The organism is Cytobacillus luteolus, assembly GCF_017873715.1.
Taxonomy (GTDB): domain Bacteria; phylum Bacillota; class Bacilli; order Bacillales; family Bacillaceae_L; genus Bacillus_BV; species Bacillus_BV luteola.
The window spans coordinates 607,385-620,626 of sequence record NZ_JAGGKM010000001.1; the positions used below are offsets into that span (position 1 = coordinate 607,385).

The following is a 13,242-nucleotide window of genomic DNA, read 5'->3' on the forward strand; positions in this document are numbered from 1 at the left end:
TTGAGGCCAGTATAGGGTATTTTATACTGGTTTTTTTCATTCATTGGTAAATCGTCTAATAGAAGAGGAACCTTTGTAAGTCCGTTGGGTATATTTTCATATTTTCGTAAAGTTACTAAGAATGATGTTATAGAATGAAGGAAAATGTTGAAATGTGTAGAATATATTTTTAAATACATAGATTTTTGGGGACATAGAATTGTAAGGGGGACATCGGCTTGAATCTGACAAAAAACGAAACAGAATATCAGAAACTATTGGTTAAAGTTCAAGCGTTAGAGATGGAAAATCAATCTTTAAAATACGAGAATGATAAGTTAAAGGTTACATATGATCGAGTTGAGAAAGATTGGTTAGAAAATGAGCAGATGTTCAAGGACCTATTCCATAGATCACCAGATGGAATTCTTATCTTGAATGAATCGGGACAAATTGTAGATGCTAATCCGTCATTTTGTAAAAGTCTAAAAATGAAGAAAAAGCAGCTATTACATATTTCACTTGAAGATTTAATTGAACCTAATTATAAATATAAAGCTGAAAAAATAAATAACGTACTATATAAGAATGGAAGAGTTCGAGGTGACCTTCCTCTTGTCACGCAAGAAGAGGAGAAACGAATTTTTGATTTTACAGGTACAACAAATACCTATAATAATCTGTATACCTTAATCTTACGTGATATCACTGAAAAAAGAGCTATGGAAAATGAACTAAGAATAAGTGAAGAGCGTTTTCGTGATATGTTTGAACATGCAATTGAGGCTATTATTATTTGGGATGATCGCTTTAAAATCATTAGAGCTAACGAGTCTGCTAGTCGTATGTTCGAACTACCTAATAAACAATTATTAGAGCATTCCTTATTAGATTTCGTAAAAGATGACGAAGAGTTTCAGGCTGTGTACGAAGAGTTTTATCGTAAAGGCCAAATTAGAGAAGAACTTCCTTTCAATATGCCAAACGGAGAACAAAAACAGCTGGAATTTACATCTAAAAAGCATGTAATTGATGGATATAATATGACTGCTTTCAGGAATGTAAGTGAAAGAAAAAGAATGGTTAAAGAATTAATAGATAGTGAGCTAAAGTTTCGCAAAATATTTGATTCAGTAATGGATGGCATTGTACTTTTAAACAATAAATTTAAAATTATTGCTATCAATCCGGTTGCTGCTTCAATCCTTGAGGTTTCTGATGTTGCATCAATTGGAAAAAAGCTTGATGATATTATTGGTTTACCGAGTGGGAGTTTTGATGAGAAATTTGCAAATCAAATGCAACATAAAGGTGAAAAAGAATTTATTCTACATAATGGTAAAGAGAAAATCATTGAGTATGCCTATAAAAGGCAGATGATATCGAATGTGCATATGGCATTGTTTCGAGATGTTACGGAGAAAAAGGAAATGGAGGAGCGCCTCCGAAAGTCAGATACACTTTCAGTTGTCGGAGAGTTAGCTGCTGGGATTGCTCATGAAATTCGAAATCCAATGACTGCCTTAAAAGGATTTATTCACTTACTTCAAGCAAGTGTTAAAGAAGATTTTTCGATGTATTTTGATGTTATAACAACCGAATTGAAACGGATTGAATCTATAATTACTGAATTTTTAATTTTAGCAAAACCACAGGCCTTGCATTATGAGAAAAAAGACTTAACAAAGGTCATGTCTGATACGATTGAGCTTTTAAGGCCACAGGCTACCCTAGGTAATGTGCAAATTATTTTTCAGCACAATGACCAGCTGCCAGAGATGTATTGTGAGCCTAACCAATTAAAGCAGGTATTTATAAATATTATAAAAAATGGAATTGAGGTCATGCCAAAAGGTGGCTCAATCTTAGTAAAAATGTTTCATGAGGTTCCTGATCAGCTGGTCATTTCAATTGCAGATGAAGGCTCCGGAATTCATAAGGACAAATTAAAAAGGCTTGGTGAGCCTTTCTACACCACGAAAGAAAGAGGAACAGGCCTTGGCTTAATGGTAAGTTACAAAATTATTGAAGAACATCGAGGAAAGATAGATGTTACTAGTGAAGTTGGGGTGGGTTCGGTATTTAAAATAACCTTACCTCTTTCTAACTGTTAAAAAGTCAGTTGATTTCAATCGACCAAATAACCTTAATTATGGTATAATTCATGGAAAATATTTTATAATATTTTCCAATTTTTTTCGAGAAATTAGAGTTTACTGTAAACCTCTATAGGAGGGGATACTTTGGAAATTGAGTCTATAATGTTAATCATAAAGGAATATGGATATGTTGCATTGTATTTCGTGTTGTGGCTCGGTTTTTTTGGATTGCCTGTACCTAACGAAGTAATTGTGATGACCAGTGGATTTATTACTTCGAAAAGTCTACTTCAGCCGTTGCCTGCATTTATCGTGACATTTGCAGGGGTGATGAGTAGTTTAACAACTCTTTATTGTCTAGGAAGATTTAGCTATCATTCCATTCATCCAAGATTAATGAAAAACAATCGAATGAAAACCTACTTGCAAAAGTCTGAAGTACTAATCGAGAAGTATGGTCCAGTTGCTCTTATTTTTGGTTATTTCTTTCCTGGTGTAAGGCATTTTATACCGTTTATGGTTGGAAGTTACAAGATGGATTTTAGTAAGTTTGCTTTAGTCGCTTACACTACAGGTTTAATCTGGTCTTTAGCACTTTTTACAGGTGGTTATTATTTTGGAAGTTATATTGAAAGGATTGGAGAGGTACTTTATACGGGTGGTGTAATTGGGGCTTTTTCAATCGTATTATTAATTTCAACCATTATATTTTTAAGAAAAAGAAGGGCAAAGCGAACAGCTCTTAAAGATGTTTAGGAGGAAATGTAGTTGGAATATAAATTAGTATCTATTAATGTAGGAAAAGCTCGACGTGAACTTTATAAAAATAAAGAGATTGCAACTGGCATTTATAAAAAGCCAATTGAAGAAGAAGTATTTGTCTCAACAGTACAAATCGGTGGTGATCAACAAGCTGATTTAGTGAATCATGGTGGAAAAGATCAAGCGATCTGTGCATATCCATTTGAGCACTTAGAATATTGGGAGAAAACGTTACAACAATCATTTACGGTTGGTGCGTTCGGAGAAAATTTTACGATCCAAGGTTTGAATGAAGAGAATGCACATATTGGTGATATATTTGAAATTGGAGATGTAAGGATACAGATCAGTAATCCACGCAAGCCGTGTTATAAACTTGGTAATCGCTATAAAGTTGATGAATTACCACTCTTAGTTCAACAAACAGGGTATACAGGGTTTTATTTTCGAGTATTAAAAGAAGGTTTCATTAAACCAGGACAAAATTTACGCCTAATAGAACGGAAGGAAGAGAATCCTACTGTTGCGTATATAAACAAAGTCATCTACCAAGATGAGGAAAATGTTCAGGCATTAAAGAATCTAGTAGAGGTCAAGGAATTATCGGAACGGTGGAGAAATTCCTTTCAAAACAAGGTAGAAAAGCTACTAAATTAGATTGACTAATTATTGGAGTGTTTTAAAATGCAGCTTAGTCGGCTCGTGAATTTTCATAAAGTAATGGGAGATCCCACAAGAATACGAATTATTGTACTGTTGGCCAAAGGTCCGCATCATGGACAAGCACTTGCTGGAAAACTGGGGCTTACCCCGCCTACCATTACTCACCATATTGCGAAGCTAAAAGAAATAGGGATTATCAAGCAAAAAAGAGAAAAGAATACTATCTATTTTTACCTAGATGAAGACCAGTTGAGGTTAAAATCTCAGGCTATCATAAATACAGCTTATGGAAAAGTAGACGATGATGAAGAAAAGAAGGGTGAACATCAACAAGTACTTGCTAATTTCATGACACGAGACGGGAAGTTAAAAACAATTCCTGCTCAGCGTAAAAAGAAGCTTATGATCCTTGAGCATTTAGTAAAGGGACTTGAACCTGGGAAAAAGTATACGGAGAAAGAAATTAATGAATACATAAAAGACTTTCACGAAGACTACGCAACAATTCGCCGAGAGTTCATCATGTGCCATTTTATGTACCGAGAAGATGGGATATATGAAGTGAATCCTCCAGAAATGTGGGAGAAAATTAAATAAAAAAGCGGAAAGCACGATGCTCTCCGCTTTTTGTTTTGGTTACTGAAATAAATTAGCAATTGAATCCTTATATTCACCGTTATAAAGAATTCCTTCTTCCGTAATGATTGCTGTAATTAAATCATTTGGAGTTACATCAAAGGCAGGATTAAAGACGTTAATCCCTTCTGGTGCAATTCGATGCCCATTTATATGTGTTACTTCTTCAGGGTTGCGCTCTTCAATAGGAATTTCTTTTCCAGATTGAAGGGAGATATCAAAAGTAGACAGTGGTGCTGCTACATAAAAAGGAATGTTAAAGGCTTTTGCCAGAATAGCTAGACCATAGGTTCCAATTTTATTTGCAGTATCACCGTTTGCTGTAATACGATCTGCACCTACAATGACTGCTGTAATTCCTTTTGCAGCAATGGTGTGTGCTGCCATATTATCCGTAATAAGTGTTACATCCACTCCAGATTGCTTAAGTTCCCATGCTGTAAGTCTTGAGCCTTGAAGAACCGGACGAGTTTCTGAAGCGAACACTTGAAGGTTAATTCCTTTTTCTTTTGCAAGATGGAAGGGTGCTAGGGCTGTTCCGTAACGTGCAGTTGCGATTGAACCTGCATTACAAATTGTCAATACCTTATCGTTACTTTTGAAAAGAGATAGTGCATACTCCCCAATTTGTCGACAAACTGCCTCATCCTCTATCTGAATACGGATTGCCTCATGGGTAAGCTTTGTTTTTGCCTCATTAATCGAAGTTGCATTTTCAACACTTCGAACCATACGATCTAATGCCCAGAATAGATTTACAGCTGTGGGACGGGAGCTTGCTAAGTAATCTCGGTCCTTTTGTAGCTGTGTTTTAAATGCCTGTATCGATTCAACTTCGTAATTTTGTGCTGCAAGAGCAAGACCGAATGCCGCCGTTATTCCGATAGCTGGTGCACCACGAACTTTTAAACTTGTAATGCTTTCCCAAACATCTTGGACTGTTCTAAGTTCTATATACTCTGTTTCAAGAGGTAGTTTTTGTTGGTCAAGTAGAGAAATATAATTTTCATTCCACTCTACTGATCGTGGAATTGTAAAGCTTTTAGTCATTGTGTTTGTCACTTCCTTTTTAGTAACTATAGCTCGTTTGAAAATAATTTCGAATCTCAGTTGGACTACTGATTGTTGAGCGGCTTAAGATTAATTCTTTACCTAACTGAAGAGCTTGTTGTTTTGATAGAATTTTAGCATTATAATCTTCAATCTGGTCCAAGTCAGCAACATGTGCTAGACCAATGGTACGGCGAATGATCTCACAGCCAGCAAATCCAATTGTATCCTCAAGTATTTGTTTTAGTAAAGAGTCTAAATATCCATCAATCTTTGCGTATGCTTCGACATTGTCTTTTTCCCAAAGATGAGAGAAGGTATCTACGAAAACAGCCCACGTTTTATCGATGTGTGTGAATAGTGGCTCTTGCTTATCCGTTTCTCTTGATAATGCATTCAAAACGAGATTTGCAAGGAATTGACCTATATCAAATCCAAATGGACCGTAGAAGGCGAATTCTGGATCTATGACTTTTGTCTCCTGGTCACTAGCAAAAATACTTCCAGTGTGCAAATCGCCATGTAGGAGTGCATCTCCTTGTGTTAAGAACTTCTGTTTTAGTTTTGCAACTTCAAGTTTAAGTTTCGAATCATTCCAAAGTTTTTCAACATCAGCCTGAAGCTCACTTTCGAAATTATTCGTATCAATATCAAAAAATGGATCTGTAAATACTAGGTCTTCGGTAATTTTACAAAGTTCAGGGTTTGAGAAACGATGAGCCAGTTTCTTTTTTTCCTGAGGGTTAAGAGCAAAATCAGAAGTGTAGAATAGGGTATGTGCTAAGTACCTTCCAATGTGCTCTGATAATAGTGGATAATTCTGACCCTTAATCAAACCTGAACGAGAGATTTCTAAGTGAGATAAGTCCTCCATTACTGTAATGGCCAGTACTTCGTCTGTGTAAAATACCTTTGGTACTAAATCAGGTACGAGATTGTAATACGTTAGTAACGCATTGCTTTCAATCGTAGCTCTCTTAAGTGTAAGCGGCCAGCTTTCCCCGACAACCTTTGCATAAGGTAAGGCTTGCTTAATAATAATGCTTATATTTGTTTTATCATCAACGATATGGAAGACAAGGTTTAGATTACCATCCCCGATTTCCTTTGAACGTAAAACAGCACCTTGCTCAAAAAGTCCTAGTTTAGTAGCAAGTGAGGTTGCTGTTGATTCAGTTAAGGGTTCATAAGTTGATTGCTGATTTGAAAAAGACATATGTGAATAACCTCCAAAGTAAGTATTGTTTTGAAAAATTCGGAGGCTTTTCTACTAGTCAAAATAGAAAAGCCTCTTTCGACATCGAAAGAGGCTTGAAGACACGGCTTCGCACCTCTTATCTGCCAGAAAGAATATCTTTCTGTGGAATTAGCACCGTGCCTTATGTGAATGTATTTTAAACATTCAGTTGGCGCATGTGTAAAAGCGCCCCACTTCGCAGTGGTATTACGGTCGGTTGCTGGGCTTCATCGGGCCATTTCCCTCAGCCTGCTCTTGATAAGAGATAAATTGCAATAATGCAATTTAGACTATTAAATTATTTGAATTTTAACACTTGATGAAAATAATAACAAGTGAACTATTTCTTTGTCAATGGCATTTTCGGAAAAATATTATTGATAAAAACTTGGTCTTCTATCTTGGAAGATTGGGATTTGTTTTCTCACTTTTTTTACCTGATCTAGATCAATACTTGCTGTTAGTACCTCAGGTTCTGTACTTGCCTCCGCAATAATTTCGCCCCACGGATCAATAATCATCGAATGCCCCGCAAAGACATTTGCTGGATCGCTCCCAGCTCTGTTACATGCAACAACATAGCATTGATTTTCAATTGCACGGCTAATTAAAAGGGCACGCCAATGTTCAAGACGAGGAAGTGGCCACTCTGCAACAACAAATACCAGTTCAGCACCCTCGGTTGTATGTGCTCTTATCCATTCAGGGAAACGTATGTCATAGCAGATGACTCCAGAGGAAGGAACTCCTTCAATGGTGAACAGTCCTTTTGCATCTCCAGGAATTAAGTAGTGGTGCTCATCCATTAATTTAAAGAGATGTAGTTTGCTATATTCTCCAATAACTTCACCGTTTCGGTTAAAAATAAGCATCGTGTTTTTGACACCTTTTTCGGTTTTCTTGGCTACGGAGCCTGCAACGATATTCACACTGAATTTCTTTGAAAGGGTACCGATAAACTGGGTTGTGTCTGCACCTTGGTGATCCGCGATGTCTTCTAATCTTGTTAAATCATAGCCTGTTGTCCAAAGTTCAGGGAGAACAATGACATCGGGTTTTGATTCTGAAACGACTTTAGAAATTTCAAGCTCAGCATTTTGTTTATTTTTCTCTGGGTTTCCATAAATAATATCTAGTTGAATGCAAGCTATCTTAAGTTGCATGAATTGTCCCACCTTTTTAAATTTTTCTTTACATTTTGTTATTAACAATATATGATTTGTGACTAGAAATTCAAGAAATTTTTTGAGTAGGTGTAAATGATGAAGCATTTTGAGCAATCACAGTTGTTACAAGGTTTACCTAAACAATTTTTTGCATCCCTTGTTGCAAAAGTAGGGAAAGTTGTTGCCGAGGGGCATGATGTAATTAACTTAGGTCAGGGAAATCCCGACCAACCAACCCCGGACCACATTGTGGAAGCATTAAAAGTAGCTGCTGAAAAACCAGCATATCATAAATATTCACCTTTTCGTGGGCAGCAGTTCTTGAAAGAAGCGATTGTTACGTTTTATAAAAGGGAATATGGTGTAGACCTTGACGCTGAAAAGGAAGTTGCCATTTTATTCGGAGGAAAGGCTGGACTTGTTGAAATCCCGCAGTGCCTAATGAATCCGGGGGATATCGCACTCGTACCTGACCCTGGATATCCCGATTATTGGTCAGGAGTAGAACTGGCTCGTGGTGTAATGGAGTATATGCCGCTTCTGGCTGAAAACGAGTTTCTCCCTGACTATAGCCAAATTGATAAGAGTGTTTTGGAACAAGCGAAAGTCATGTTCTTAAACTATCCTAATAACCCAACTGGTGCTACCGCTTCAAAGGAGTTTTTTGAAGAGACCATTGAATTAGCAAACAAACATGAAATTTGTGTTGTTCACGATTTTGCATATGGTGCAATTGGCTTTGAAGGTAAGAGACCAGTAAGCTTTTTAGAGGCAGATGGTGCGAAGGATGTTGGAATTGAGATTTACACATTCTCAAAAACGTATAATATGGCCGGCTGGAGAATTGGTTTCGCTGTTGGAAATCAAAGTGTAATTGAGGCTTTAAATCTACTACAAGATCATATGTATGTAAGTATATTTAGTGCTGTTCAAGAGGCTGCTGCAGTGGCATTGTTAGAATCACAACAATGTGTAGATGAGTTAGTTTCACTGTATGAATCACGTCGTAGTACGTTAATTGATGGATTAAAGGAAATCGGTTGGGATGTTACGGCACCAAAGGGTTCTTTCTTTGCATGGTTACCAGTTCCCAAAGGGTATACGTCTGAAAGCTTTGCAGACTATTTACTTGAAAAAGCACATGTAGTCGTTGCTCCAGGTGTTGGATTTGGAGAATATGGTGAAGGTTATGTTAGAGTTGGGTTATTAACAGATCATGATCGTCTGAAAGAAGCTGTCGAAAGAATCAAAGCATTACAATTATTTTAGTTGACAGAAAACTAAAATACTGTCATAATCCATAGTAAATTTCGTAAATGAATGTAAAATTAAATAGATTGTTTTCTTATCAAGAGCAGGTGGAGGGACTAGCCCTACGAAACCCGGCAACCGACTTATATTTTTATAAGCACGGTGCTAATTCTTGCAGCATAAAAGCTGACAGATAAGGAGATGGTAGTGATAATACCTCTTCTTACTGAAGAGGTTTTTTATTTTTTGCTAAGACAAAGCTTATTATTATCTTGATCCTATGTTGATTTCTGCGGAAGGCACGAGACTCCTGCGGGAGTAGCGCATCAAAGTGAGACCCCACAGGCGCATAGCGCCAAGGAGGCTCACGGACCGCCCGATGGGAATTCGCCTTTGAAAAAGCCGGCAATTGGGCTTTTTCATAATTCCCCGCGGAAAGCGAGTGCCTGTAGCAGAAATCAACAGGCAAGTAAAATACAGCCTATGTTCAGGTATAGGATTCTTACAGAAATGAGGTACTTAAATGAGTGAAGTAATTGCAACCTATCTAATTCATGATCCATCACATAATCTTGCAAAAAAGGCTGAAGGAATCGCTCTCGGATTAACGATCGGATCCTGGACAGATCTCCCTCAATTAGAGCAAGAACAACTAAAAAAACACAAAGGCCAAGTGATTAGTATTGAGGAACTACCAAAAAGTGAGTCAGTTAATCACTATCTAGGCAAGGATGTAACGAGAGGGATATTAAAAATCGGCTATCCTAGTGCAAACTTTAGTGGAGATTTACCAGCAATTTTAACAACTGTTTTCGGTAAGCTTTCGCTAGATGGAGAAATCAGACTTGTAGATTTAGAGTTTTCTGACGAGGTAAAAGAGAATTTTCCAGGGCCTAAATATGGACTACAAGGAATACGAGAAAAACTTGGAGTATATAATCGACCATTAGTTATGAGCATTTTTAAAGGAGTGATTGGTCGTGACCTCACTTACTTAAAAGAGCAACTTAAGGAGCAAGCTCTTGGTGGAGTAGATATTGTGAAAGATGATGAGATTCTTTTTGAAAATCCTCTGACTCCATTTGAACAACGAATTGTTGCTGGGAAACAAGTGTTAGAGGAAGTTTTTGCTGAAACAGGGCATAGAACTTTATATGCTGTTAATATTTCCGGGCGTACTTTCGAGCTTAAAGATAAAGCTAGAAAAGCAGTAGAGCTGGGTGCTGATTTATTACTGTTTAATGTATTTGCCTATGGACTTGATGTGTTACAAAGTCTTGCAGAAGACCCTGAAATTACAATTCCAATCATGGCACATCCGGCCGTAAGTGGTACAGTAACACCATCTGAGTTTTATGGGATTACAAACCAATTACTACTTGGAAAACTCCTTCGATATGCTGGTGCAGATCTAGTTTTATTCCCATCACCGTACGGAAGTGTAGCTTTGGATCGTGATGTAACATTAGGGATTGCAGAGGAACTAACAAAACTAGATGATCAATTTAAAACGGCATTTCCAGTTCCGTCAGCTGGGATTCATCCTGGCTTAGTACCTCTTTTAATTCAAGACTTTGGCAATGATAGTATTATCAATGCAGGTGGTGGAGTCCACGGTCACCCTGATGGAGCCGTAGGTGGAGGTATGGCATTTAGGGCAGCAGTAGATGCGGTTCTAGCGGGTAAAACTCTTAAAGAGGCTGCTGAGGACAATGAGAACCTAGGGAAAGCAATTTCACTATGGGGAGTAGTTGAGGTAAAGTCATGACGAAACCAGTAATTTTTTGTGATTTTGATGGAACGATTACCAATAGTGATAATATTATCGCGGTGATGAAAAAGTATGCACCACCTGAGTGGGAAGCGATTAAAGATGACATTTTAGGTCAGAATGTGTCAATCCAAGAGGGTGTTGGAAGGTTATTTTCATTACTACCTTCCTCTTCGAAAGATACGATTATTCACTACCTCACGGAGAGCGCAGTTATTCGTGATGGTTTTAAGGAGTTTGTTGCTTTTACAAAAAAGAATGATGTTACTCTGTATATTGTAAGCGGGGGAATAGATTTCTTTGTTTATCCACTCCTTAATGGATTAGTAGAACCGGAGCAAATATATTGTAATGGGTCTGACTTTTCTGGAGAGACGATAAAAATCTTATGGCCACATAGCTGTGATGATGGTTGTCAGAACGGATGTGGTTGTTGTAAACCATCTCTGATTCGTAGGCTGGCATCACCTGGTGACTATAACATAGTCATTGGGGATTCGATTACTGATTTGCAGGCAGCCAAATTAGCAGATCATGTTATTGCAAGAGACTTTTTATTAGAAAAATGCCAACAGTTAGACTTACCACATACATCATTTACAACCTTCTATGATGTCATAGATGTGGTATCAAAGCAGCTGGAGGTGAAACAGCCTTGAGTAATATACTTACTAGATGGAATGAATTAGCCGATGTGAAAGATGAGTTAGCTACTCGTGATTGGTTCTTTGGAACGAGTGGAAACCTCTCAATCAAGGTAAGTGATAATCCATTAACATTTTTAGTATCAGCAAGTGGCAAGGATAAACGAAAAAGAACGAATGAGGATTTTCTATTAGTTGACCGTAATGGGGAAGCAGTGGAAGAGACACCGCATATAAAGCCTTCAGCTGAAACGCTATTACATGTTGATATTTATAACCGAACAAACGCAGGTTGTAGCTTACATGTTCATACGATTGATAACAATGTCATTTCAGAGCTCTATGGAGATGAAGGTGAGGTTGTATTTAAGGGTCAAGAAATCATCAAGGCGCTTGGGATTTGGGAAGAAGATGCCGAAATTCGGATTCCAATTATTAAGAACCACGCCCATATACCAACATTGGCTGCAGAGTTAGCTGAGCACATAGAGGGTGATACGGGTGCTGTCTTAATTCGTAATCATGGAATTACCGTTTGGGCAAAGAATGCTTTTGAAGCGAAAAAGCATTTGGAGGCCTACGAGTTTTTATTTAGCTACCGAGTAAAATTACTGACTATAAAAAGATAATATTGGGGGAGGAATTTATAATGGCAAATATTCGTATTCGTAACACAGGGGAACGTATTGAAGGGCATGAAAATGTGGCGAAATTTTTAGAAGAGCAAGGTGTGCTTTATGAGCACTGGGACACTAATAAACTACCAGAAGATTTACGTGGTAATTGCCAAATTAACGATGAGCAGAAAGCTCAAGTATTATCTATTTTTGAAGATGAGATTAAATCATTAGCTGAAAGAAATGGCTATCATAAATGGGATGTTGTTGCTCTATCGGAAGTAACTCCGAATTTAGAGGAGCTTTTGAAAAAATTTGAACAGGTTCATGTTCATACAGAGGATGAAGTTCGTGCGATTACAGCTGGTAACGGTATTTTCGTTATTAAAGGAAGCGAAGAGCTAGGCTACTTTGATGTAGAACTTTCTGCAGGAGATGTTATTTCTGTACCAGTTGACACACCTCACTTCTTTACACTTCGTGAAGATCGCCAGGTTGTTGCCGTTCGTTTATTTATCGACCCATCAGGATGGGTAGCACATCCATTCCAAGATCCACAATTTGTTGAGACTAAGTAAAGATATGTTGGAAACCTCCTTTCGGGTGTGAAAGGAGGTTTTTTTGTGGGAATTGGGTTTATGAGTCCTCGATACAGGATAAATCGTGAAATGAGGACACATTATTTGATTTATCGTCCTATAATTTTCGAGATCCTCAAAATAGCTGTCGATAAACAGATTTATCGACCTTTAATTTTCAGGATTCCTATAATTGATGTCGATAAACAGATTTATTGACCTGTAATTTTCGAGATCTTCAAAACTTGTGTCGATAAACAAATGTATCGACCTATAATTTTCAAGATCCTCAAAATAGCTGTCGATAAACAGATTTATCTGCCCAAAAGCTCACTCACTAAAATACATATACGGTTTTTCTTGCTTATAATAATCAATTCGATCTTGCAGCGTACCTGTATGAAACTCGAACTTATGGCCGTCAGGATCTGTAAAGTAAATTGAGCGTTTATCACGCTCATCTCTAGTACGACCTTGTAGAACATTAACACCTAAAGAATGGATTCTCTTCACCAACTCGTCAAAGTCTTGCTCATCCACTGTAAAAGCAATATGTGTATAAGATTCATGTATCTCATTTCTCGGTATTGTATCTTCAACATTCAAAGCCAACCATAGCCCCGCAAGATCTAAGTATGCAGTTGTATTCCCTTTAACAAGTAGTTTGGCACCAAAAGCGTTCTCATAAAATTCGATTGAGCGGTCAAGGTCCGAAACAGAAAAAAGAAAATGATTTATTCCTTTAATATTCAACTTACATCCCTGCCTTTAAATAATTTAACTAGACCT

General features: G+C 37.4%; 13 protein-coding genes and 2 riboswitches. Of the genes, 9 read left to right on the forward strand and 4 right to left on the reverse strand.

Going from position 1 to position 13,242, the window contains the following annotated elements:
* Window positions 1–218 precede the first annotated feature (218 nt).
* The 4 genes from J2Z26_RS03145 (at window position 219) to J2Z26_RS03160 (ending at window position 4,100) form a co-directional block, all read left to right on the forward strand.
* Window positions 219–2,093, forward strand: coding sequence for a PAS domain-containing sensor histidine kinase (locus tag J2Z26_RS03145; RefSeq protein WP_193538188.1), 1,875 nt, complete (start codon window positions 219–221; stop codon window positions 2,091–2,093).
* 129 nt (window positions 2,094–2,222) lie between these two features.
* A complete protein-coding gene (locus J2Z26_RS03150; protein WP_193538190.1) occupies window positions 2,223–2,834 on the forward strand; it encodes a DedA family protein in 612 nt (203 codons plus the stop codon).
* A 12-nt stretch (window positions 2,835–2,846) separates the two neighbouring features.
* On the forward strand, window positions 2,847–3,497 hold the full coding sequence (locus J2Z26_RS03155) for an MOSC domain-containing protein (RefSeq protein ID WP_193538192.1): 651 nt from the start codon (window positions 2,847–2,849) through the stop codon (window positions 3,495–3,497).
* 27 nt (window positions 3,498–3,524) lie between these two features.
* Window positions 3,525–4,100 carry a DUF2087 domain-containing protein gene (locus J2Z26_RS03160; protein WP_193538194.1) on the forward strand — a complete coding sequence of 192 codons (576 nt, stop codon included), beginning with the start codon at window positions 3,525–3,527 and terminating at the stop codon, window positions 4,098–4,100.
* A gap of 39 nt (window positions 4,101–4,139) precedes the next feature.
* Here J2Z26_RS03160 and mtnA read toward each other — a convergent pair whose 3' ends face one another.
* The 3 genes from mtnA to J2Z26_RS03175 form a co-directional block, all read right to left on the reverse strand.
* Window positions 4,140–5,189 (reverse strand): S-methyl-5-thioribose-1-phosphate isomerase, encoded by a 1,050-nt coding sequence (gene mtnA, locus J2Z26_RS03165; protein WP_193538196.1) that lies wholly within the window; start codon window positions 5,187–5,189, stop codon window positions 4,140–4,142.
* A gap of 19 nt (window positions 5,190–5,208) precedes the next feature.
* Entirely contained in the window at window positions 5,209–6,405 is a 1,197-nt protein-coding gene (mtnK, locus tag J2Z26_RS03170; protein ID WP_193538199.1) for an S-methyl-5-thioribose kinase, read from the reverse strand.
* Between the two features lie 115 nt (window positions 6,406–6,520).
* Window positions 6,521–6,691: riboswitch (SAM riboswitch) on the reverse strand.
* A gap of 109 nt (window positions 6,692–6,800) precedes the next feature.
* Window positions 6,801–7,697, reverse strand: coding sequence for a carbon-nitrogen family hydrolase (locus tag J2Z26_RS03175; RefSeq protein ID WP_227413803.1), 897 nt, complete (start codon window positions 7,695–7,697; stop codon window positions 6,801–6,803).
* Here J2Z26_RS03175 and J2Z26_RS03180 point away from each other — a divergent pair.
* From J2Z26_RS03180 to J2Z26_RS03200, 5 genes are all read left to right on the forward strand, one after another.
* Window positions 7,689–8,861, forward strand: a complete 1,173-nt coding sequence (locus J2Z26_RS03180) for a pyridoxal phosphate-dependent aminotransferase (protein WP_193538203.1) — start codon at window positions 7,689–7,691, stop codon at window positions 8,859–8,861. The two genes, J2Z26_RS03175 and J2Z26_RS03180, sit on opposite strands and share 9 nt — an antisense overlap.
* Before the next feature lie 73 nt (window positions 8,862–8,934).
* Window positions 8,935–9,043: riboswitch (SAM riboswitch) on the forward strand.
* Between the two features lie 323 nt (window positions 9,044–9,366).
* Complete coding sequence (gene mtnW / locus J2Z26_RS03185) at window positions 9,367–10,611, forward strand: 2,3-diketo-5-methylthiopentyl-1-phosphate enolase (protein WP_193538205.1); 1,245 nt, start codon at window positions 9,367–9,369, stop codon at window positions 10,609–10,611.
* On the forward strand, window positions 10,608–11,273 hold the full coding sequence (locus J2Z26_RS03190; protein ID WP_193538207.1) for a 2-hydroxy-3-keto-5-methylthiopentenyl-1-phosphate phosphatase: 666 nt from the start codon (window positions 10,608–10,610) through the stop codon (window positions 11,271–11,273). The genes mtnW and J2Z26_RS03190 overlap by 4 nt, the downstream gene beginning before the upstream one ends.
* Window positions 11,270–11,887, forward strand: a complete 618-nt coding sequence (locus J2Z26_RS03195) for a methylthioribulose 1-phosphate dehydratase (protein ID WP_193538209.1) — start codon at window positions 11,270–11,272, stop codon at window positions 11,885–11,887. The genes J2Z26_RS03190 and J2Z26_RS03195 overlap by 4 nt, the downstream gene beginning before the upstream one ends.
* 20 nt (window positions 11,888–11,907) lie before the next feature.
* Window positions 11,908–12,453, forward strand: coding sequence for a cupin domain-containing protein (locus J2Z26_RS03200; RefSeq protein WP_193538211.1), 546 nt, complete (start codon window positions 11,908–11,910; stop codon window positions 12,451–12,453).
* A gap of 330 nt (window positions 12,454–12,783) precedes the next feature.
* On the opposite strand, the gene fosB is transcribed toward J2Z26_RS03200, so the two are convergent.
* A complete protein-coding gene (gene fosB, locus J2Z26_RS03205; protein ID WP_193538213.1) occupies window positions 12,784–13,206 on the reverse strand; it encodes a metallothiol transferase FosB in 423 nt (140 codons plus the stop codon).
* Between the last annotated feature and the right edge of the window lie 36 nt (window positions 13,207–13,242).